Source organism: Arthrobacter sp. TJ-170 (assembly GCF_058269305.1).
The window spans coordinates 339,239-360,890 of sequence record NZ_JBZCNL010000001.1; the positions used below are offsets into that span (position 1 = coordinate 339,239).

The following is a 21,652-nucleotide window of genomic DNA, read 5'->3' on the forward strand; positions in this document are numbered from 1 at the left end:
GGAAACAGATGATGATCACCGGCACAATACCGTCCACACCGGCAGGTTCAGCCGCGTCCGACAGGTTCGCTTCCCGCGCTGATGGCTATCGGCCGTCGCCGGTGAGGGATGTCTTTGAGCTGTCCATGCAGCCGGGCATGATCTCGTTGGCGGGCGGGAATCCTGATCTGGGTGTGCTCGAGCTGGATCTGCTGGCCGAGACAGCCTCGAACCTGATTCTGGAGCACGGTCTTGATGCTTTGCAGTACGGTAGCGGCGCTGGAACGGAGGAGCTCCAGCGGGCAATCTGCTCGGTGATGGCGGCGGAGGGGAATCCGGCCGAACCCGAGGAAATCCAGGTGACGGCTGGTTCGCAGATGGCGCTGGAACTGCTGGTCAAGTTGTTCTGCGATCCTGGGGACGTCATCCTGGCGGAGGGCCCTACCTACGTTGGCGCGATAGGGGTGTTCGAGGGGCTTCAGGCGGAGACTGTCCACGTTGCGATGGACGACGACGGCCTGGTTCCGGATGACCTGCGACGGCACATCGAAGAGTTGACCGCTCAAGGGCGCGTGCCCAAGCTGCTGTACACCATTCCCAATTTCCACAACCCGACCGGCATCACCCTCGCTGCGGACCGCAGGGCCGAAGTGGTAGCTATTTGCCGGCAGGCAGGCATCCCCATCATCGAGGACAATCCGTACGGCATGCTCAGCTTCGATGGTTCACACCTGCCGAGCCTGCACCAGCTGGACCCGAGGAATGTGTTCTACCTTGGCTCTTTCTCCAAGATTTTCTCGCCGGGGGTGCGTCTGGGTTGGGCAGTGGTTCCGGGGGACGTACGCCGTCAGATGCAGCTCGCATCGGAAGCGACAACCATCTGCCCGTCGGTGCTCAGCCAGATGTTCGTCCAGAAGTATCTCTGCGACTACGACTGGCAACAGACAATCGGCCGGGCGGTGGCGCTATACCGTGAGCGCAGTGCGGCAGTGCAGGCCGCACTGCGTCAGTTCATGCCCGAGGGCACCCGCTGGACAACGCCAGGGGGAGGGTTCTTCACCTGGGTGACGCTTCCGGGACGCACTTCGGCAGAAGAGGTCATGAAGCGGGCAATCGTACAGAAGGTGGTATTCGTTCCGGGGGGTGCGTTCTTCGCTGACGGCGACGGCGCAAACCACCTGCGTGTCGCATTCTCCTTCGAAACCCCCGACCGTCTGCATGAAGGTATCCGGAGACTCGGGGCTGCGGTCACCGAGGTGCTTGAAAGGTAGGGGCGGCCAACTGCGCTTTCACCCCTGGAACTGACCGTGCGGCGAAGGAGTTCTTCGCCGCACAGCCAGTGCTACTCCGCGATATAGAGCAGGCGCTTGTTGATGAACTCTTCCATACCTAACGGCCCAAGCTCGCGTCCGAACCCGGACCGCTTGATCCCGCCGAAGGGCAGGTTGGCGCCCTCGCCGGCGGCCGTGTTCACGTTAGCCATTCCGCTTTCCAGACGCTCGGCGATGCTTTGTGCCCGTTCCTTGTCAGCGCTGAAGACAGCGCCTCCCAGACCGTAGTCGCTGTCATTGGCCAGGGCGAGAGCCTCCTGATCAGAGCCCACCTTGTAGACCACGGCCACCGGGCCGAACAACTCCTCGCGGTACGCCCGCATATCAGATGTGACGTCCGTGAGCACTGCCGGCTGGAAGAACGCTCCCGGGCCGTCCAGGAGCTGCCCTCCAACGTGCAGCACTGCGCCCTTGTCGACGGCGTCACGCACCTGATCCGCCAGGCCGACTGCGGCGGACTTGGACGATAGCGGAGCGAAGGTACCGTCGGCGTCTTCCGCTGGGTCTCCGGGCTTCAGATTCCCCGCAAGCTGCGCTAGCTCTGTCACGAATTCGTCATAGATGTCCTCCATGACAATCATGCGCTTGTTGGAGTTGCAGGCTTGGCCCATGTTCTCCATGCGTGTTGTCCAGGCCGCGGCGGCGGATGCCTTCACATCGGTGGAGTCCAGCACAACGTAGGGATCAGAGCCCCCAAGTTCGAGCACCGCCTTCTTAAGGTTCCGACCGGCGATCGCGCCGATTGCTGCACCTGCGGCTTCCGACCCGGTCAGCGATACCCCCTGAATCCGGCGGTCGGCGATGATGTCGGCGATCTGGGCGTGGGAGGCAAAGACGTTGACATACGCGCCTTCGGGCGCACCGGCGTCGTCGATGATTTGCGCGATTGCCAAAGCCGATCGCGGGCAGATCTCCGCGTGCTTCAGAATGATGGTGTTGCCCAGAACGAGGTTCGGCGCAACGAACCTCGCCACCTGGTAGTAGGGGTAGTTCCACGGCATGATGCCCAGCAGGGCGCCCACCGGACGCTTTTCGATCACAGCCTTGCCGCGGACCGTATTGATGGGCTGATCTGCCGCCAGAACCGGCCCCTCTTCGGCGAAGTAACTGAAGATCTCGGCGCAGAACGCGACCTCCTCCTTGGCCTGGGACAGCGGTTTACCCATTTCCTCGGTGATGACCCGGGCCAGTTCCTCCGCCCGTTCGATGAAGAGCTCGGCACAACGGGCGGCCACCCTGGCCCGTTCAGCGATCGGCAACGTCCGCCACTGCCCGAATGCCGAATGGGCAGCGGCCAGAGCCTGCTCGATCTGCTCCGAACTTGCCGTGGTGAACTCCTCCACCACCTCTCCAGTAGCAGGGTTCACCACCCGGTACCCGGGGCGGGGTGAAGAATCTGCGGTGGTACTGGTTGTCATGGCATGGCTCCTGGTCGCAAACGACGATCTGGGGAAGTGACGATACGGGAACTAGGGGATCTTCGGGTACCAGACCCGTGCTCCCGACGGCTCGGCTGTGTAGTTAGGCCAAGGCAGTTCGGTGGGTGGCATGAAGTCCTTCGGCAGCAGGGCGGGCATCGGATTCTCAGCGGTGCGACGGGCAAACTCTTCCTGTGCTTCAGCCAGCACATCCGGCTGTGTGAGCAGGTCGATGAACGTGCCGGCAATCGTCTTGCCCGCGGTTTCAATAGTTGGATCGATGGTTTCGGGAATGCCACCGAGGGCGTTCATCACCCAACCGGGGTAGGCGCCGTCGTCGGGCCCGGGCTTGAGCGCGGGGCGGGATACATAGAAGCGGACGGTAGGCGCGTAGTGGGTCATTTCCACATAGTCGTCGCTCGTCCAGTTCTGCTGCCACGGGGCCAGATGTTCGCGCAGGGCCGCTTCAGCCGCCTGTGGGCTGATCAGCTTCCGGCATTCGTCGAGGAACGGATCGTCCATCGGTTCCAGTCCCACATTCCGCTGGATCTCCTGGGCGGCTGCAACGGCGGCCGGTCCATACTCGGGAGCACCGACCTCGGCCAGGTTGTCGTAGAGCGCCTGGGCCAGGACGTGATTGGTGCGGCCGGGGCGGTTTCGTGCAACCCAGGTAGTATCCAGCCGGCAATGGGCGGTGGCTGCGGCATGCTCGGCATTGCGGTCAAGGACAGCCAGCACCCGGTCAGCCATCTCAATGGTGGGGCAACGCCAGGAGTACTGGATCTGCGCAATACGGGCGGGCAGGTTGTCCGCAGTGGCCTGCCCATGCGTGAAGATGGCATCGGAGAGGGACCAGCCGCCGAAACTGGGCAGCATGGCATCCTGCATCACCCTGGTCGAGGTGTACATGCTCATCAGCGCGACGTTGGCGCCAGGTGCCCGTGCTGCTGAATGTGAGGCGGGGATTGGCGAATTCGGCTCTGCCGACAGCTGCCAGGTTTCCGGCTGGTCGCATACGAAGGTGTAGACCTTGCTGTAATAACTGCCGCACTGGGTGTCCCACCGCGCGGTGTTGCACAGCGGAAGCATGTAAAACGGGTGGAAGCTGACAATCGCATCCACGCCGTCGTAGTAGCCGCGCAGCCCGTGGACCACCTTGGATCCCTGCACTTTCTCCGCTGGTTCTCCGGTGTACTTGAGGGTGCCCGCGATGCCATGGGTCTCCATGGCATGCTTGGTGCCCAACAAACCCGCCAACGTCGAGACGCCGAGCGCTGAGTGCGGGTCGGTGTGACCCGGGGCATAGGCGCTGAGGCCCTCCCGTGGCGCTTCCGTCCGTCCGGCAGCCTGGCAGTTGCCGGGGACAGCGTCATACTCGGCATAGGTGAGCAGGACAGGACCCTCGCCGTTGTTCCATTCCGCCGCGAACGCCGTCGGCATGCCGCCGCTGCCGGCTTCCACCTCGAAACCCTCCGCCCGCAACAAGTCCACGTACCAGGCCGCGGACTGGTGCTCCCGCCAGGCCGGCTCAGCGAGATCCCAGATGTGCTGGTGCCAGCGGCTCAGCCGGTCCATATTGTTGTCGATCCATGTCCGCGCGGTGGCCTTGGCTCCGTCAGTCAGACCACCTGTGGCAGGCAGGGGAGGCAGGGTCTCTGTCATTGCGTTCCTTAGAAGATCGGAAAAAGGGGATGGTGAAGGTCTCAGGAACCCTGGAGTTCAGCCAGGGGCAGGTGGACCAGTTGCAGGCCTCCGTTGCGCTGGGCGGCCTCCAACGCCTCCCGAAGCTCCGGCAGGGAGGTGGCGCGCTGACCATTCCCGCCGAAAGCGTTGGCCAGCGAAACCCAGTCCGGTTGAACAAGGTTCACTCCTACCGGCGGTATGCCGCGGTCGGCCTCGTTTTGCCGGATCTCGCCGTAGCCTCCGTTGTCCACGCAGACCACTGTCAGGTCGAGCCCCTGTTCCACCGCTGTAGCGAGCTCTTGGACACAGAACATGAGAGCGCCGTCGCCGACTACTGCCACCACGGGCCGATCCGGCGCGGCGATCTTCGCGCCGATTGACGCCGGCAACCCGTAGCCGAGGGTCGCATAGGCCGGCGTGTAGAGAAGGCTGTGCGGGATGCGCTGGGGAATGAAAGTGGAAGTGCCGAAGTAGGTGATCTGTGAGGAATCTCCGCCGATGATGACGTCAGCAGGAATGGCGGCGGCTATGGTCTCCGCAGTCTCCGAGAGCAGTGGCGAGACCTCCCTGGCCTCAGCCATCAGGGTGTCGCGGAGCGGTGTAACGGCATTCGGAGCGGCGCTGTGCCCGCTGAGTGCCCCGACCAGCGCAGGTACGACGGCGCCGGCATCGCCGACAAGGCGGATGTCCGCACGGACATTCTTGTCCAGCTGCGTCTCGAGGATGTCCACGCGGATCACGGTGCCCTGCGGGACGATCCGACCACCCCACATCTCTGCATCGCCGACCTTGGATCCGATGACCACAAGGACGTCGGCGTTGCTGCAGAGATTCTGGGCGCCCGTGAGCCTGATGTTGGAGCCCAGGGACAGCTCATGGTCCTCCGGGATGGCGGCCTTTCCATTGAGCGTGGTGACGACGGGTGCCTGGAGAAGCTCGGCAAGCTGCGTCAGTGACGTTCCGGCCCTCAGCGAACCGCCACCTGCGAGGATGACGGGCGTGTCCGCGAACCGCAGCGCGGCCGCCGCAGTTTCGAGCTGATCCGGATTCGCCGCCGATGGTTCTCTCATGGGGCGAGCCAGGAGGTGTTCCGGCGGGCAATCGTGGCTGCTTTCGAGCAGGTTCAAAGGAATCTCGATGTGGACCGGCCGCGGGCGACCGTAGCGGAACAGTTCGAAGGCATCATGAATGGCCTCCACTGCGGCTTCAGCGCTGGACACCCGGCGACTCCACTCCATGATGGCTCCGGCCGCCGCTGTGGCGTCTTTCGTCTCATGGAGCGAGCCGACGTCGGCGAATTCCTCGCCCTCGGACACGCCGGGTGAGAGAACTATCAGCGGCCGTGACTCGCAGTAAGCCGTCCCGGCGGCAGAGAGAGCGTTGAGCAAACCTGGACCGGAGGTGGTGATGACGACTCCGGGCAGTCCCTTCTGCTGTGCCCAGCCGTCAGCGGCATAGCCGGCGCCCTGCTCATGCCGGCTTGTCACCGGATGGATACCGAGTGGCTCGAGGTGCCGGTAGAACTCGAGGTTGTGCGTCCCCGGAATGCCGAAGATGGCGTCAATGCCGTAGTTCCGCAGGACGGTCATGACCGCCAGGCCGGTGTTGTCAGTGGGGATCAGCGTATCGGGTGCCGCTCCCTCATGATCAAGTGTCTGCATGTCGTGCATCTCCTAGTGTGCGGCCGCGGTGGTGAGCTCTGCCGTGTCGGCTGGGGCCGGCGACGCTGCGGAGTATTGGCAGACGCCGTTGACCCACGTTTGCAGGACCTCAATGGCGGCGATGTCATTCATTTCCGATGTGAGCGGGTCGGTCGCCAGGACCGCAAAGTCAGCCCGCTTCCCACGTTCCAGCGAACCCAGTTCGTGCTCACGGCCCAGGGCCCTCGCGCCGTTCAGGGTGTGCCCGACCAATGCTTCGTAGGCGGGGATACGCAAGGAGTCGTCCCCGAGCCGGTGGCCCTGGCGGGTGACTCGGGTTACAGCCGCCTGAATGGCTTCGAGCGGACGGGGATCCGCAACGGGAGCGTCGGAGCTGAGTGTGACTGTGACTCCTGCGGCGAGGAACTCGCCCAGCGGGTTGAAGCGTTCACCCGGGGTGCCGATTGCCGCTGTGACGCCTTCACCCCAGTTGTAATAGTGCTGGGGCTGATTGACCGGGTAGATGCCAGCCGCGGCCATGCGGTGGATCTGGTCCGGCGTGGGAAGGCCGCAGTGTTCAATCCGGTGTCTGGCGTCGGGATCAGGGCGCTCTTCCTGGGCGGCTTCGATGGCGGAGATCACGATTTCAAGTGCAGTGGGGGACTGGGCATGGGTGGCTGTCTGAAGGCCGGCTACGTGGGCTTTCCGGATTAGCTCCGCATAGTCCTTGGGCTCATGGTAGAGCTGCCCTGTCCGGCATGGATCGCCCACGTACCCGTCGGGGAAGTAGGCGGTCCAGCCTCCGAGGGTGCCGTCAGCATAGAACTTGATGCCCGCGAAGCTGAGGTGTGCGTTCCCGAATTGACCGTGCAGCCCCATTTCCAGTGCCTCGTCCAGCAGATGCGAAAGGAGGTACATGCTGATGCGTGTCTTCAGCTGTCCTTCTTCTGCGAGGCGCAGGTACATATCGAATTCCCTGCGCGAGACCTGGCAGTCTCCAATAGTGGTCACGCCACCGGCAAGGAAGTTCTCCTGGGCAGTACGCAGTTGTCGGAGGTGTTCTTCCGGTTCATCGGCCAGGTGGAAGTTCGGTCCGTGGTGACCGACTTTCACTCCGTCCAAACCTGTGAGGATGTTGCAGGCGGCGTCCGAGAGCTCGCCGGTGAGTTCGCCGGAGGCGTCCTTGAAGAATTCGCCGCCAGGTGGGTTGGGTGAATCGCGGGTGATGCCGTGGGTTTCCAGGGTGTAGCTGTTGACGACACCACCGTGGCCCGATGCGTTCATGACGTACACCTCGCAGTCTGTGGCTACGAGGTCCAGTTCGCCCCTGGTGGGGTGTCGTCCTTCGGCCAGATTGCGGTGTTCGTAGCCATAGCCGCGCACGGGCAAGCCGGCAGGCGTCGAATCGGCGGCTTCCCGGAGCAATGTAATCATCTGCGGGATGTCACCGGCCTTGTCGGGGCCGCAATCGACCCAGCTCATCATCTGCCCGTACATCAGGGGATGGGCGTGGGGGTCAATGAATCCGGGAACGACCGTCGCGTCACCGAAGTCACTCAGCCGGGGTTCAACGGAGGAAATGGCTGCGGCTGCCCGACGGCAGTCGGTCTCACTTCCGGTAGTCACGATGTCCGCGCCGCAGATCAGCATGGCCTCCGGTGCAGGAAGACGTACATCGAGGGTGTGGATGGTTTTGGCTGTCACAATGATCGGAGCATGCCCGAAGGCTGATTGCTCGAAGTGGGTTAGCTTACGCAAAGACTGCTCCTGAGGCGTGAAGAGTGTGTTCAGGCTTAGGCCTGGATAGTTTGGGCCTGTTTCGGTTCCAGGGAGAACAACGGCGTATTGGGACGGCCGGAGGTGCACCAGGCGGTCACGTTTTCGGCTTGCTGTCGGACGTATTCCGCGTCTGTTCGATCGGACAGGTAGGCAACGTGCGGGGTAATCAAGGCGCGTGGATGACCGGTCAACGGATGATCGGCAGGCGGCGGTTCCTCGTCGAGCACATCAGCGCCATAGCCGGCCAGATGTCCGGAGTCCAGGGCGGCGGCCACATCATTCACGTCGATGAGGGCGCCCCTGCTCACGTTGACCAAATAACTGCCCTGAGGCATGCGGGCAAGCGTTCGGGCGTCGATCAGACGGTTGGTCTGTGCCGTGAGGGGCACGTGCAGTGAAAGAACGTCGGAGGTTTTCAACACCTCATCGAAACCGCGTCGCCTGATGCCATGGTCTGCCAGCATCGACGTCGTCTCCGGAGAATCGGGCAGCAGCGGATCGTAACCCACTACTTCCGCGAAGCTTTCACCGGCGAGTTGGCCGAGTCTGGATCCGATGCGTCCGAGGCCGATGATCCCGAGCCGTTTCTCGCTCAGTCGGACGGGCGACCGCGTGTCCCGTACGTTCCAGTGATGCCGGCGGACGGCGTCGGTGTAGAACGGCAGGTTTCGCGCCATGGCCAGGGAAAGCGCCAATGCGTGCGACGCGACCTCTTCCGTGGCTGCGCCCGGAATGTTGGTGACCCAGATTCCGCGGCGCTGCGCTTCGTCGACGTCAATATTGTTGTATCCCATGGACATCAGGGCAATGATGCGGAGGTTGGGCAGGGCAGCCAGCAAGCCGGCGTCTATCGCTGCGTAGCCGACCAGAAGCGCTTCAGCTTGCGCGGCACCGCGTGCTATGACCTCTGGGTCCTGTGAGTCCAGGAACCGTACTTCGAAGCCGGCTGATTCAAGGAGAGCCACACCGGCGGAAAAATCGGTGTCGTCCATGTCCGTATACACGGCGAGCGGACGCCCGGCCCGAGAGTTAATGGACATGGCTCAGGAACTTCCTCGTGCGCTCGTGCTGCGGATTCCCGAAGAAATCGTCGGGTGCGGCCTGCTCAACGATGACTCCGTCGTCGAACAGGGTGACCTGATCGGCAACCCGGCTGGCGAACCGGACCTCGTGCGTGACGACAATCATGGTCATTCCGTCCCGTGCGAGATTTTCCATCACCTCGAGTACTTCGCCGACCAACTCCGGGTCGAGTGCGGAAGTCGGCTCGTCGAACAACATCACCGAGGGATTGAGCACCAGCGCCCGGGCAATCGCCACGCGCTGCTGTTGGCCGCCGGAGAGCTCGGAGGGATAGTGGTCCGAGCGGTTCTCCAGGCCAACCCGCTGGAGCATCTCCATTGCCTTGTCCCGGGCAACATGTTTCGAAAGGCCCTGCACCGAGGTCAGGCCGAGCATGACGTTGTGGCATGCGGAGAGGTGGGGGAACAGATTGAAGCGCTGGAAGACCATGCCGATCTCACGCCGCTGCTTTGCCAGCGCACGCTCCGGTAGATGAACCGTACGCGCGCCGCGCTGCGCTGTTCCGACGGTTTCTCCGCGGAGCACGATAGTGCCTTCGTCTGCCGGCTCCAGCAGAGCCATCAGACGAAGCATGGTGGACTTGCCTGAGCCGGAAGGCCCCAGCACGGCCTTCACCTGGCCCTTGTGGACGTCGAAGTCGACGCCCTTGAGCACCGGGTTGCCCTGGTAGGACTTGTGGAGGTTGCTGACCTTGAGAACAGGCTGTGTCACGGCGTGGATCTCCTGACGGGGCGCGGGACGGGTTTTCATGAAAGGCCTGCCGGTGCTGTCGGGGTGAGCTCTCGGTTCTTCCGGACCGCCGCCTTGGACGTCCAGGCGAACTTCTTCTCCACGAACGACTGAAGGAGCGTCAGGAGCGTCACGATGATGAGGTAGTAAATGATGGCAGCCGCGTAGAACTCGGCATAGCGGAAGGTGATGTTGACTCCCACCTGCGCAGTGGTGAGCAGTTCACGCAGCGAGATAACCGAGGCGAGCGACGAGTATTTGACCAGACCGATGAACTCATTGCTGGTGGGTGGAAGCGCCACCCGGATGGCCTGAGGCAGGGTTACCTTGAGCATGACCTTGGTCGGTGACATGCCCAGTGCGCGCGCCGCGAGCGCTTGCCCGTCGTCCACGCTCAGCAATGCGGACCGGATGATTTCCGCCATGAAAGCGGCTTCGACCAGGCCGAGCCCGATCACCGCCGCGAGGAAAGGCGAGTACCAGTCCTGACGCAGGATGGGCATCAGCTGCGGGAGCGCGTTCCACATGATCAGGAGAACAAGGAGCGCCGGGATGGCCCGGAAGAACCAGACGTAGGTACCTGCGGGCGCCTGGAGCGCCTTTTTCTTCGAAATGCGTCCCAGGGCTACGAAGAAGCCGACCACCGTAGCGAGGATCAGCGACAGAATCGCCACCGCGACGGAGATGAGTGCTCCCCGCATGTACTCAGTGCTGACAAGTTGTTCAAAAAAGATCTCGGCATCAAACAGCATGGATTTACTTCCTGGTGATCGCCGGCGCTACTGGAAGAGCGCCGGCGGTGGGATTAGTAGACGTCCAGGATTTCCGGATCGAGGTTGTACTCGGTTGCGATCTCGGCCAGCGTGCCGTCGTCGTACAGGGCTTTGAAAGCTTCTGCGACGGCCGGCGTCAGTTTGTCGTCCTTCCGCGTGAACACACCGAACTGGGTGTCCGTTTCAAAGACGCCGCCGGCGACCTCGAGCTTCCCCGAGTTTTGGGTAGCCATGTATGCCGCGGCGACGTTGGTCTCAACCAGGGCGTCGGCTTTGCCGTTCAGCACAGCCAGGACGGTTTCGGCGGTTTTGGGATATTCGGTCAGCTTCGGTGCCTCTTCACCTGCCGCCGTGCACTCATCGGCTAGCGCCGTTACGCGTGCTGCGTTACTGGAGGCGGCCTGAGCGGCGACGGTCTGTCCGCACAGATCCATTGGCTCGGTGAAGGACGGTGCCTTGTCCGGAGCGGCCAGCACGGCTGGTCCTGCGTTCATGATCGGTGCTGCATCTGCAACCTGCAAACGTTCTTCACTCATGTAGAGGCCGCCCAGGATCATGTCGCATCGACCGCCCTGCAAGCCTGGCATCAGACCGTCGAATGCCGTCACTTCGAACTTGACGTCGACTCCCCAGTGTTCCGCCAGCGCCCGTCCCGCGTCCGCGTCAAAGCCGACAATTTCTCCGCCGGAGCCATCCTCGTAGTACTCCAGAGGCGGGTACTCGGGATCGATGCAGAGCGTCACCCGGCCGGCTTCGACCAGGCCCTCGGGTGCTTTGTCTGACGCAGCCGCTTCTTCGCTGGCACCGGACGAGGCGCCACAGGCGGTTAGAGCGAGAACAAATGAGGTTGCTCCGGCGGTGAGCAGGGTCTTTTTCATGCGACTCTCCTTTGAGTGCAAAGCGATACAACTTTGCTGAGGTAGGCCCGACGAGCGGGTATGGCTTCGATTGTGCTCCCCATCACGTGACAACGTCAAACAATATTTCGGTCAGACGTTGAGTATTACGCAAACATGCACGGCGTCCTGCGCATTTGTGCTCTGTGTAACGCATTGCCTGGCAGCACCAAAGCAAAATTGACTATCCGCAACGAAGTGTTCTTGGTATAAAGAGAAGTGTGAATGACTTCGAAGAGCAGTTGGTGCGTGCACTGCAGCATGATGGGCGCGCTTCCTATAGCGGTATCGCCAAGGAACTGGGCACAACCCGTGCCGCTGTTGCGACCCGGATCAATGAGCTCCTCGATTCAGGGCAGCTTCGTGTGGTCGCTGCAGTCCATCCGCGGGTGCTCGGACTGAATTGTCTGGCCCATGTGGCGATCCGCCTGTCAGGAGACCCAGCTGCTGCGATTGATGCGTTGGATGCGCTGGAAGGCCCCGTGTTCATATCGCAGACAACGGGACCAAATCAGCTGGCGACGGAACTGCGGATGCCAAGCCTGCCGTCAATGTATCGGCAGATAGAGGCGATCCGTTCTCTTCCGCAGGTGGTGTCCGCTGAAGTTCTCATCTATGAACAGGTGATACGCAGCCTCTTCCTGGGCGCAGAGCCTCGGTTGGTCGATCTGGACCTGGATGAGGCAGACCTGAAGCTGATGAATCTGCTTCAGCACAACGGACGGATGTCCCTCGTCGAGCTTGGCGGCGAGGTGGGGCTCTCCGTCAGTGCGTGCAGAGCGCGGCTGCACCGGCTGCTGGAGGCCAGCGTGATGCAAATCGGGGCCATCCGGCGTCGTACTGAAACTTCCCAGGCAATGGCTTTCGGGCTCGGATTGACCACGGCTGGTTCGGCTGATGAGGCCGTGGCCTACCTGCAGAACTTGCCGGGGGTCGAGTTCATCGCTACATGTATCGGGCGCTATAACCTGATCGCGACTATTGGTGTTGCCTCCCTGGGGGAATACAACCGGTCCATTACCGGCCTCCGCCGACTGGAATCCGTTGCTTCGCTCGACTCATGGCTGCATGCCGAGATAGTCCGGGAGCGGTACGAAAAGTCCCTCGACGCCCTCGTCACCGCTTTCGTGCCGGAGGATGCGCGGACTTCATAAGCATCGTTGTCGCTCAACGCGCTGCGGTAAGACTCTGCCTCAGCATCTGGCGAAGAGTTCCCGCGCCCGCTGCACCACGACGTCCGGACGCTCATCAGCGATCCAGTGGGCCGCGCCGTCGACCGCTTCTATGACCATGTCATCGGCGAACTCTTCCCAGCCGCCGAGGAACTCGGCCTTCACCACCGGGTCGTCCGCACCTACCAGTAGATGTGTGGGCGTGGTCAACCGTTGATTCCGGTAGGCGCCGGTCATGATGGCCTGGGCTTCCGCCTGAATGAAGTGCCGGTACAGTTTCGCTGCCGCAAGGGCCTGGTCCCGGTTGCGGAGAGGTGCGAGGAAGAACTCGATGTCGGCGTCGTTCCACGGTGCGGGGTTGGAGGCGTAGGCGCGGAACAGAAGTCGCGGCAGTGGTTGCTTTCCATCACTCAGCACGCGCCTGTTGATCCCCGGCGTCACGATCGGCAGTTGGTACCAGGCGTGGCGCATCGAGGGAATCATGCGGGCATTGAACCGCATGTAGGGGTGGGGGACTGCGAGGGAGAGGAAGCTCCGCACGCGCTCCGGATGCCGCAGGCAGAGTTGAAAGCCGAGAAGGGAACCCCAGTCGTGGCCGATCAAGTGCACACGGTCCAGTTCGAGCGTGTCGAGCAGATTGACGACGTCGGCGAGAAGTTGAGTGCGTGTATAGCCGTCGGGAGGAGCGTCGGTCCATCCCGCGCCGCGAAGGTCCGGACAGATCAAACGGTAATGCTCTGACAGTTCAGGAATTACTGCGCGCCACTCCCACCAGTGCTGAGGGAAACCATGCAGCAAAAGGACGGAATCCCCCTGTCCTGCTTCGGCCACATGCATGCGCAAGCCGGGCAGCTGCACAAATTGATGTTCAACGCCTTCGATTTGGTAAGGGGTATTGGCTACGTCGGCCATGACTCATGCTAGGCGCGGTGGTGAGAATCGTCGAGGGAGGGACCCCTCCCGGATTCCCTCCCTCGTTCAGGTCTTGTGACGCTTACGCGAGTACGCTCACCTTGGAGTTCCGGCGGCCGAACAGCATGTAGTCGGCCGAAGCGCGGCCCGGGCCGACCAGTGCGAGGGCCAGTGATACAGCGCCGAGCAGGAGTACCAGCTCGTAGCCGCCGTTGGCGACGAAGATGCCGGCGGGAAGGTGCACCAGAACCAGGGCGCCCAGCATATCGAGGGTCAGCAATGCGGCGACGGGACGGGTGAGAAGACCGAGCATCAGCGCGATCCCGCCTACGAGCTCAAGCGTGGCGACGGCGGGAGCGGCGATCTCGGCCATCGGAATGCCCATGTCGCCGAAGGCGGCGGTGGTGCCTGCAATGGTCCACTCGTTGTACTTCTGCCAGCCGTGTGCGGCGAAAATGAAGCCTACGACGACGCGAAGAATTGTGCGGGCAATGGTGGTCAGGGTGGTGGTGTTCATAGTTTTCCGTTCGGGTCCGGGTGGTGCAGTGTCCGTCAAGGCGGGCACCGCCGTCGTAATGGGGTTTTAGCGGACGAGAGCGAATCCGCTGGTCCACAGGATCTTCTCGCTGGCGGCGAGGGTCAGTTGCTGGAAGCCGATGGCTTCAAGCTCACGTGCGCGGGCCAGTGAGCCCGCGTCGACGGCGTCCACTCCGCCCGCCTTGACGGCCTCGGCGAGGGTGCTCTTGGCGTCGGTGTCGTCACCGGCGATCAGCACGGTGGTCTGGTTCTGGCCGACGCTCTTCGAGCCGAGTGTTGCGGCGAAGTTGGTATTGAAAGCTTTGAGGACCTTGGACGACGGCAGGGTGGACGCCAGTTCGGCAGCGGCGGAGCTGTCTGAGGCAACCACGAGCGAATCGAAGGTTTCGAAGTTCAGCGGGTTGGTGATGTCGACAACGATTTTTCCGGCCAACTGGTCACCGTACTGCGCGACGATGTCCTTGAGCGCGGGGTAGGGGACAGCGAGGACGACGACGTCGCCGTTGATGGTGGCCCCGGTGCTGGAGGAGTCGATGTGCTGGACTGACGCGCCTCCGGCTGCAACAACGTCTGCAATGGCGCTGCCCATGTTGCCCTTGCCGAAAATGATGAACGAAGTCATGTGGAACTCCTTTGGTGGTATTTGTTGTAGGTACAACGATCAAGCTAGCACCGTTTAGTTGTAGCTGCAACTATTGCGTAGAATGAAGGTATGACTCGATGGCTCAGTGAAGAAGAACAGACAGCATGGATACGTACGGCGGCCGTGCTCGAGCTGCTGCCTGCGGCTCTGGACGGTCAGCTGGTGCGGGATGAGGACCTGACGCACTTTGAATACTTTGTGCTGGCGTCGCTGTCCGAAGCCCCCGGGCGCACCCTGCGCATCACAACTCTGGCGTCGATGACCAATGCAACGCTGCCGCGCATATCCCGTGTACTGACGGGCCTGGAGAAGAAGTCGCTCGTGGAGCGTAGCGAGTGCAACGAAGACCGCCGGGCGAAGAACGTCACGCTCACCAGCACAGGCTGGGACAAAGTGGTGAAGTCTGCCCCCGGTCACGTCGAGAATGTACGAAGTCTGGTGTTTGATCAGCTCACGCCGCCGCAGGTGTCCCAGCTGTCCGCCATAGCAGCTCAGCTGCTCAAGACGCTTGATCCCGAGGGGCGGATGTTCGCTTCGGCCGGTTAGTTTGTGTCGGCGGTGGCGGTGGCGGTAGTGGTGGCGGCGACTCGCTTCCTGTCTCGATTCTTCGCTTCGTCTCTCGACGCCCGTGCCCGCCGTCTCAATCGTGAGCCTGCGGAAATGTCAGACCCGGATGATCGAATGTATTCATGACGGGGAAGCATTCAACCTGGGTTTCTGAGGAGACGGCGCTGTGGGCGTCGGATTCCGTCATGGGCCCGTTGGCTGGTCAGCTGTCGCATCACCCGGTCATCAATCGGGATCTGGAGGCGTCGCTGGAGTGTCTGGGCGAGCTCGCTTCTTTGCGGGCATGGCTGGATGCTCAGGAGACCAAGCTGGTGGCCCGCATTTCGGAACTCTCTGTAGGGGCCATCGCCGAGCAGGGCTATGGCGGTCTCGTCGCCGAGGAGTATGGAGAGAGCCTCACATCAGCTGAGATTGGCGCAATGCTGAGGATTCCGGACCGCTCGGCAGGGCAGTTGATTGAGCAGTCGAAGTTGTTGGTGAACTTCTTCCCCTCCACCGTGGAAGCGCTTCAGCTAGGGAGGATCTCGCGTCGGCACGCGGTGGCTGTGTCCCAGGAGTGCTGCGGTGTCCCCGAGTCGGAGATCCCGGACTTCGAAATGCAGCTGCTCGATATCGCACAGGGAACAACGGTTGCGAAGTTGAGTAACCGGGCCCGGCGGCTGCGTGAGCGTCTGCACCCGCAGTCGCTTGCCGTGCGCCGGGAAAAGAAAGTCCGTGAGCGTACGGTCACCGTGGAGCCCGACCGTGACGGCATGGCCTGGTTAAGCGCCTACCTGCCCGCTGAAGAGGCGTATGGGATCGCGCACCGTATCGACGTGACTGCCAGGGCTCTGCAATGCCCAGACGAGCAGCGAACACTCAGCCAACTGCGCGCAGATGTTTTCTCCGACCTGCTTACGCATACCTGCGGCATCGACCCGACGACGAGTATCGCCGGCGGTGAGTCCGCCTCTGACGGCTATCGGGGCGTTGCCGCGCGCGTGTTCGTGACCGTGCCGGTTATAACCCTGCTCGGCGGTGAGGAACCTGCGGAGCTGGACGGCTACGGACCAATAGACGCGGAAACAGCCAGGAGGCTGGCCGGTCACGCGCCGTCGTTCACGCGGTTGCTGACCCACCCGGAAACCGGAGCAGTCCTGTCGGTCGGCAGGACAAGGTACAAGCCGCCTAAAGACCTGCAGGACTGGGTTCGGGTCCGTGACAAGACCTGTCGTCATCCCGGCTGCAACCGAGTGGCTGCGGGTTGCGAGATCGACCACACGACACCCTGGTCCCAGGGTGGAGAAACGCGCGCGGGAAACCTCGCGGCCTTCTGCAAGACGCACCACATGTTCAAGACGCTCGGATTCTGGAAACACAGACAACCGGTCGAGGGAACCATGCAGTCCACGTCCTTCGCGGGAAAAACGTACACCACGGTGCCCGAACCGTTTTATGCCCGCGCGCACACCCATGACCAGGTGCCGCCACCGTTCTGACGCTGGTCTCAGGAAACCTGCAGGCCGCCGTTGATGTCGTACGTGGCCGCGGTGATGAAACCGGCGTCGGGACCGACGAGGAAGGCGATGAGGGCGGCCATCTCGTCCACCGTTCCCACGCGTCCAACCAGGATGTCCTTCGACATCTCGCGCTTCCGCTCCTCGGTGAGGGTGCCGCCCATGATGTCGGTGTCGACAGGGCCCGGCGCAATGCAGTTGACGGTGATGCCGTGTTCCCCCATTTCCCGGGCCAAGGCGCGGGTAAATCCGATGATCCCGGCCTTCGATGCGCTGTAGGCAACCTTGGAGTACGTGCCGCCGCCGCGCTGCGCCGAGATGGAAGAAATGCTCACTACCCGACCCAGCTTCCGATCGATCATTCCGCGCAGAACACGCTGCGTGACGAAGAAAGTGCCTGTCATGTTGACTGCGAATACGCGTTCCCAGGCCTCCTTCGTCTCCTTCATGAATTCAGTCGGCGAACTGATTCCCGCCAGATTAGCCAACGCGACGATGGGCGGCAGTTCGGCTTCAACGCGGCTGATCGCTGCGTCGACGGATGCTTCGCCAGAGACATCGGTCGCGACACCGATGGCCTTCACGCCGTGGCGCTGTGCGATATCCGCCGCTGCTTCCTCAGCAGCGCTGCCATCAATATCGAGGATCGCAATGTGCCACCCCTCGCCAGCCAAACGATCCGCGGTGGCCCGACCGATGCCGCGGGCGGAAGCTGCGCCGGTAAGTACGGCCGTGCGTTCAGAGGGAAATTCTGCTGGTTCAGTCACATTTGCTCCTGGTGCTGATCGTTGTGATGGATGAAGTGTTCATAGTCGTCGTAGGTCTGGTTGATATGCGCTTGCATGGCCTTGCCGGCCACCTCCGGATCGCGGGTACGGAGGGCATCAAGCACCAGCGCATGGTGCGTCATGGCGTGCCGCTGCACTTCCAGGAACGACGACGTCTCCCGCCGCATCGTGTAAAGCAGCTTGCTGAGTGGGCCGAGAATCACGGGAATGAAGGGGTTGGCGGACGCGCGGAAGACTGCGTCGTGGAAAGCCAGATCGGCGGCGGTAACGGCGTCGAGGTCGCCCGCCTGGTGCGCCCGACTCAACGCCACATTGGCGGACTCCATACGGGTGAAGTCCTCCTCCGTAGCATGCACTGCCGCCAGCTCAGCGGCGCCGATTTCGACCATGCGACGGATTTCAAGAAGCCGAAGTGAGACGTCGGGGGAGGAGGAGGCCGCGGACGCAGATCTCAGAATGGCCTGAAGATCGCTCCACTGCGCACTGGGATTCACATAGGTTCCGAGACCACGCCTGACCTGCACAATGTTCTGCGCCTGGAGTTTCTTCAGGGCCTCCCGCACCGTCAGCCGACTCACATCTGACGCAGCAGCCAGTTCACCTTCCGCCGGAAGCGACTGACCGGGTGCGTAGACTCCGCTGATAATGCGCTCAAGGATGTCCTCAAATACTGACTCGGACAGCGAAGTGCGTGGCACTGCGAGCACCTCCCGTCTTCGGCAGTAAGCACGCTGCTACCACCATCCTCGATTCGAACTTCCTTCGCTGAAAGCTTGTCAGATGTCATATGTCCGGTGCTAGTGTGACATCCAGCACACTGCTCGTCAACGCAATTTGCGGGCAAGTGCAGATCTAAGAGAGCAACGAGGCTTGCTTAGCTGACGAGGAGCACTACGTGGATCTACAACTACTTCTGGCGCTTGTTCTTGGCATCGCCACCATCATCATTCTTGTGCTGAGAACGCGACTTGATGCGTTCGTCGCCCTGCTCATTGCCGCCCTGGTTACGGGCATTGTGGCGGGGCAGGCTCCGTTGGACATCGTTTCTGCCATTACAACCGGATTCGGCAACACACTGGCGTCCATTGGCATCGTCATTGGCCTGGGCGTTGGAATCGGCAAGATCCTCGAGGTCTCCGGCGCCGCCAATTCTCTGGCCCTGGCGTTCCTGAAACTCTTTGGGAAGGGACGCGAGCCCTGGGCGCTTGGAAGCGTGGGCGCGCTGGTGTCTATTCCGGTCTTCTGCGATTCCGGTTACGTCATCATGAACCCGCTGGCTCGTTCCATTGCCAGGGTGAAACGGGCAGGCTACATCACTCTGGCGCTCGCTCTGGGCTGCGGTATGACTCTCACCCACCACCTCGTCCCACCGACCCCGGGACCGCTAGCAGTGGCGGGCATACTCGAGGCGGACCTGGGCGCTCTCATTCTCGCCGGCCTCGTCTTCACCGTCATCCTGTTGCCGATCGTGGTCATCTACGCTCGGTGGATCGGCCCCAAGATCGAGCCAGGTATGAATGAGACCGTTCGTGAAATGGTCTACGGATCGGCCGTCGTGCAGACGGCCGGTAGGACGAGTACTGCGCTTGCTGACCACGACGGCGGTTCGAGCCGCGACGACGACGACCACCACGGCGCGCTGGGCGACGCCGACGCAGCAAACGTCCACCAGGGATCATCCGTCGAGGTCGACAACGCTGATCTCGGCACTCCGCCGGCAGGAGCCAAGCCGCATAAGGTCGGTGCGTTCGTCGCTTCCCTGCCGCTGCTCGTTCCGCTGCTGCTCATCATCTTGAACACCGTCACCGGCGCGATCGACCAGAACAACCAGGGCGTGGTCGGAACTGGAGAGTACGAGCCCTCAGCGTGGGCCGTGCCGTTCGCCTTCATCGGTAACCCCGTAGTCGCGCTTGTCATCGGCGTCATCCTCGCCGTGTACATGCTGCTGCCGCGTTGGACGCCGCGCTCGAAAGTACAGGGTTGGTTCGGTGAAGCTGCTGCTTCCGCCGGGCTCATCCTGCTTATCACCGGCGCAGGCGGCGCACTCGGCCAGGTTCTTCGCAGCTCCGGAGTGGGTGATGCCCTCGCGGAGGCTATCGCCGCAACGCCGTTGCCGGCGTTCCTGGTTCCCTTCCTCATCGCCACCTTCGTCCGCATTGCCCAGGGCTCAGGCACGGTTGCCATGATCACTGCGGCTTCGGTAACAGCACCACTGGTGACCTCGCTCGGCATCGACCCGGTCGTTGCCGCACTGGCCTGCACCGCCGGTTCGATGGTCTTCAGCTACTTCAACGACTCCTACTTCTGGGTGGTCACACGCTTCGCCGGACTCGACGGGACGGCAGCGCTGAAGGGCTGGTCCGGCATTACGACGGCGGTTTGGGCCGGCTCGATTCCGCTCCTCTTCATCGCAAACGCGATCCTGGGCTGAGGTGTAGAAGGTACGCCCACGCTTCGAAGCGAACCGCTCCCCGGGAGATGTCCCGGGGAGCGGCTCGCTTCTGAGTCACCGAAGCCGAATGTTCGAGGGGCTCCCGGGAACAGCCATCGCTTTCAGACCGGACTGTTCCGCCTGGAGAAGGCACCACTTGGCCAGTTGCATCCCGACGAGCTTTTGTAGGGACTCGTGCTTCACCTTAACCAATGGAGTCGCTGCTGAGCCGAAGGCTGACAGGCTGATGCCATTCTTCCCGTGCAAAGCAGGGTCCCGAAGGGCTGCGATCAGGGCCTTACTCAATGCTTTCTTTGCCGCGTCGGCACTGCCATTGACGTTATTGAAGGCGCGTGCGAGGTGAGCTGCCATACGTGCATGTTCGGTCAACTGAGCTGACGGCTTCTGAGCGGCAGGCTGCACTGCCTGAAGGGCTGTCGGCTTCATTGGAACCGGTTTTGTTGCGGCCGGTCCCGTGGCTCCCTCCGCAGCGAGAGTCAGTTCCGCGAGTTCAAGGTGAAGCTTCGCAATCTCCCGGTGGATCTCACCGATTCGCTGTACGACGACGGCACGAGTCGGGGGAGTCTTGGTGGCGGTCGAGCGCAGCCTAGCTTCCACTCCGGCCGACATGCTGCAGCGGAAGAGGGCACACAGGGCTTTTGCGAGCGGAAGGCGGCCGCCGTCGTCGTCGGGCAAGTGAAGAGGCACAGGGCTGGGAAGGGTCTGCACAACGGATGCCAGTTCCTCCAGCGTTCCATAGACCTTCCCGAACCGGATGCGCTCCACGACAGTCGCCGTATCAACCTGTGGCGAATAGACACACTGTGCAAGCTTCAACTGCTGGTCGTCGAGGCCGGGAAAATGCACAGCCAAAATGCTCGACCTGCGGATGGCCAACCGTACGACCTCGTGTTGCTTAGTGACCTGCTCGATGGGGTTGCTCACTCCGGTTCCGTCGGCGAGCAACCAAGGCTTGCCCGTGTCTGCTGCAAACGAGACGCGGGACGGAAACCTCTTCCACTCGCTGACCATGAGGCAACCAGTCCGAGTGTTGTAAAAGAACCAGTCGATCTCCGCGACCGGGAACCCTGGAGCATCGACCCGGCAATTCGTGAAGGCCCAGACGTCGTCGTTGAGCAGGGACGCCAGCCGGGACACATCCTTCTGTGCAGGAGTGTGCGCCGCCGAATTGGTGGAAGGAAAGTGCAGCAACGTCGCGCCTTCATGGGTGCAGGGGATGATGAAGGATCCCCAACCCCGCACCAGCCGCGCGAAATGCGCTGCGATCATCCTAATAGAGGAAAAGCGCGACCCTGCCCATTAGGCTGGGCCGAATGGCGGCCACCGCAGAACCACCCCGTAAATCTCCCGCTCGAACAGCAGCGCGCATACTTCTCGGGTTATTGTTGCTCGCCGCCGGCACCGCCCACCTGACAGTCGCCCGTTCCGAGTTCGCCGCACAGGTGCCGTCCTGGTCCCCACTGGATACGGACGTCGTCGTGGTGGCGTCCGGCGTCGTCGAACTGGGTCTTGGAGCGGCACTGATTGTCCTTCAGCGGCAGAGAGTCTTGGTGGGCTGGATTGTCGCCGCCTTCTTCGTCCTCATCTTCCCCGGCAACATCGCCCAGTACGTAGAAGGCACGGACGCATTTGGTCTGAATACCGACCGCGCCCGACTCATCCGACTGTTCTTCCAGCCGCTCCTGGTGCTCTGGGCACTGTGGTCTACAGGCGCATGGCGCGACCTGCGATTGCTACGCTCCTCACGTGAGCATCAACGCCACTAACGGCATTC

At 62.3% G+C, this 21,652-nt stretch carries 20 protein-coding genes; 6 read left to right on the top strand and 14 right to left on the bottom strand.

The features are described 5' to 3' along the window. Window positions 1-11 precede the first annotated feature (11 nt). The gene (locus AC4D1W_RS01665) at window positions 12-1,250 is read left to right on the top strand and encodes an aminotransferase-like domain-containing protein (RefSeq protein ID WP_490897578.1); all 1,239 of its coding nucleotides are present in this window, start codon (window positions 12-14) and stop codon (window positions 1,248-1,250) included. Between the two features lie 71 nt (window positions 1,251-1,321). On the opposite strand, the gene AC4D1W_RS01670 is transcribed toward AC4D1W_RS01665, so the two are convergent. From AC4D1W_RS01670 to AC4D1W_RS01705, 8 genes are read right to left on the bottom strand one after another with little or no spacing between them, the layout of a single operon-like run. Next, on the bottom strand, window positions 1,322-2,728 hold the full coding sequence (locus tag AC4D1W_RS01670) for an NAD-dependent succinate-semialdehyde dehydrogenase (protein WP_490897579.1): 1,407 nt from the start codon (window positions 2,726-2,728) through the stop codon (window positions 1,322-1,324). Window positions 2,729-2,779: 51 nt separating this feature from the next. Further along, window positions 2,780-4,390 (bottom strand): zinc-binding metallopeptidase family protein, encoded by a 1,611-nt coding sequence (locus tag AC4D1W_RS01675; RefSeq protein ID WP_490897580.1) that lies wholly within the window; start codon window positions 4,388-4,390, stop codon window positions 2,780-2,782. Between the two features lie 41 nt (window positions 4,391-4,431). Then, window positions 4,432-6,072: a thiamine pyrophosphate-binding protein gene (locus tag AC4D1W_RS01680; protein WP_490897581.1), complete on the bottom strand. Its 1,641-nt coding sequence runs from the start codon at window positions 6,070-6,072 to the stop codon at window positions 4,432-4,434. Between the two features lie 12 nt (window positions 6,073-6,084). Beyond that, on the bottom strand, window positions 6,085-7,809 hold the full coding sequence (locus tag AC4D1W_RS01685) for an amidohydrolase (protein WP_490897582.1): 1,725 nt from the start codon (window positions 7,807-7,809) through the stop codon (window positions 6,085-6,087). 35 nt (window positions 7,810-7,844) lie between these two features. Then, window positions 7,845-8,870, bottom strand: coding sequence for a C-terminal binding protein (locus AC4D1W_RS01690; RefSeq protein WP_490897583.1), 1,026 nt, complete (start codon window positions 8,868-8,870; stop codon window positions 7,845-7,847). Further along, a complete protein-coding gene (locus tag AC4D1W_RS01695) occupies window positions 8,860-9,663 on the bottom strand; it encodes an amino acid ABC transporter ATP-binding protein (RefSeq protein ID WP_490897584.1) in 804 nt (267 codons plus the stop codon). The genes AC4D1W_RS01690 and AC4D1W_RS01695 overlap by 11 nt, the downstream gene beginning before the upstream one ends. Continuing rightward, a complete protein-coding gene (locus tag AC4D1W_RS01700) occupies window positions 9,660-10,394 on the bottom strand; it encodes an amino acid ABC transporter permease (protein ID WP_490897585.1) in 735 nt (244 codons plus the stop codon). Before AC4D1W_RS01700 ends, AC4D1W_RS01695 begins: the two co-directional genes overlap by 4 nt. A 53-nt stretch (window positions 10,395-10,447) precedes the next feature. Then, window positions 10,448-11,293: an ABC transporter substrate-binding protein gene (locus tag AC4D1W_RS01705; protein WP_490897586.1), complete on the bottom strand. Its 846-nt coding sequence runs from the start codon at window positions 11,291-11,293 to the stop codon at window positions 10,448-10,450. Between the two features lie 239 nt (window positions 11,294-11,532). Here AC4D1W_RS01705 and AC4D1W_RS01710 point away from each other — a divergent pair, with 239 nt between their 5' ends. Then, entirely contained in the window at window positions 11,533-12,465 is a 933-nt protein-coding gene (locus tag AC4D1W_RS01710; RefSeq protein ID WP_490897587.1) for an Lrp/AsnC family transcriptional regulator, read from the top strand. 39 nt (window positions 12,466-12,504) lie between these two features. Here AC4D1W_RS01710 and AC4D1W_RS01715 read toward each other — a convergent pair whose 3' ends face one another. The 3 genes from AC4D1W_RS01715 to AC4D1W_RS01725 form a co-directional block, all read right to left on the bottom strand. Beyond that, a complete protein-coding gene (locus tag AC4D1W_RS01715) occupies window positions 12,505-13,395 on the bottom strand; it encodes an alpha/beta fold hydrolase (RefSeq protein ID WP_490897588.1) in 891 nt (296 codons plus the stop codon). A gap of 82 nt (window positions 13,396-13,477) precedes the next feature. Beyond that, complete coding sequence (locus AC4D1W_RS01720; RefSeq protein WP_490897589.1) at window positions 13,478-13,912, bottom strand: DoxX family protein; 435 nt, start codon at window positions 13,910-13,912, stop codon at window positions 13,478-13,480. Between the two features lie 66 nt (window positions 13,913-13,978). After that, window positions 13,979-14,554 carry an NADPH-dependent F420 reductase gene (locus AC4D1W_RS01725; RefSeq protein ID WP_490890510.1) on the bottom strand — a complete coding sequence of 192 codons (576 nt, stop codon included), beginning with the start codon at window positions 14,552-14,554 and terminating at the stop codon, window positions 13,979-13,981. Window positions 14,555-14,644: 90 nt separating this feature from the next. Here AC4D1W_RS01725 and AC4D1W_RS01730 point away from each other — a divergent pair, with 90 nt between their 5' ends. Beyond that, on the top strand, window positions 14,645-15,121 hold the full coding sequence (locus AC4D1W_RS01730) for a MarR family winged helix-turn-helix transcriptional regulator (RefSeq protein ID WP_490897590.1): 477 nt from the start codon (window positions 14,645-14,647) through the stop codon (window positions 15,119-15,121). A 143-nt stretch (window positions 15,122-15,264) separates the two neighbouring features. Next, window positions 15,265-16,620, top strand: a complete 1,356-nt coding sequence (locus AC4D1W_RS01735; RefSeq protein ID WP_490897591.1) for an HNH endonuclease signature motif containing protein — start codon at window positions 15,265-15,267, stop codon at window positions 16,618-16,620. 8 nt (window positions 16,621-16,628) lie between these two features. On the opposite strand, the gene AC4D1W_RS01740 is transcribed toward AC4D1W_RS01735, so the two are convergent. Both AC4D1W_RS01740 and AC4D1W_RS01745 read right to left on the bottom strand, forming a co-directional pair. After that, window positions 16,629-17,405, bottom strand: a complete 777-nt coding sequence (locus tag AC4D1W_RS01740; RefSeq protein WP_490890513.1) for an SDR family NAD(P)-dependent oxidoreductase — start codon at window positions 17,403-17,405, stop codon at window positions 16,629-16,631. After that, window positions 17,402-18,124, bottom strand: coding sequence for a FadR/GntR family transcriptional regulator (locus AC4D1W_RS01745; protein ID WP_490890514.1), 723 nt, complete (start codon window positions 18,122-18,124; stop codon window positions 17,402-17,404). Before AC4D1W_RS01745 ends, AC4D1W_RS01740 begins: the two co-directional genes overlap by 4 nt. 197 nt (window positions 18,125-18,321) lie before the next feature. Between AC4D1W_RS01745 and AC4D1W_RS01750 the strand changes: the two genes are divergently transcribed. Next, a complete protein-coding gene (locus tag AC4D1W_RS01750) occupies window positions 18,322-19,857 on the top strand; it encodes a GntP family permease (protein ID WP_490890515.1) in 1,536 nt (511 codons plus the stop codon). A gap of 75 nt (window positions 19,858-19,932) precedes the next feature. On the opposite strand, the gene AC4D1W_RS01755 is transcribed toward AC4D1W_RS01750, so the two are convergent. Further along, complete coding sequence (locus tag AC4D1W_RS01755) at window positions 19,933-21,147, bottom strand: hypothetical protein (protein ID WP_490897592.1); 1,215 nt, start codon at window positions 21,145-21,147, stop codon at window positions 19,933-19,935. A 44-nt stretch (window positions 21,148-21,191) separates the two neighbouring features. Between AC4D1W_RS01755 and AC4D1W_RS01760 the strand changes: the two genes are divergently transcribed. Then, complete coding sequence (locus AC4D1W_RS01760) at window positions 21,192-21,644, top strand: DoxX family protein (RefSeq protein WP_490890517.1); 453 nt, start codon at window positions 21,192-21,194, stop codon at window positions 21,642-21,644. The last annotated feature ends 8 nt before the right edge of the window (window positions 21,645-21,652 follow it).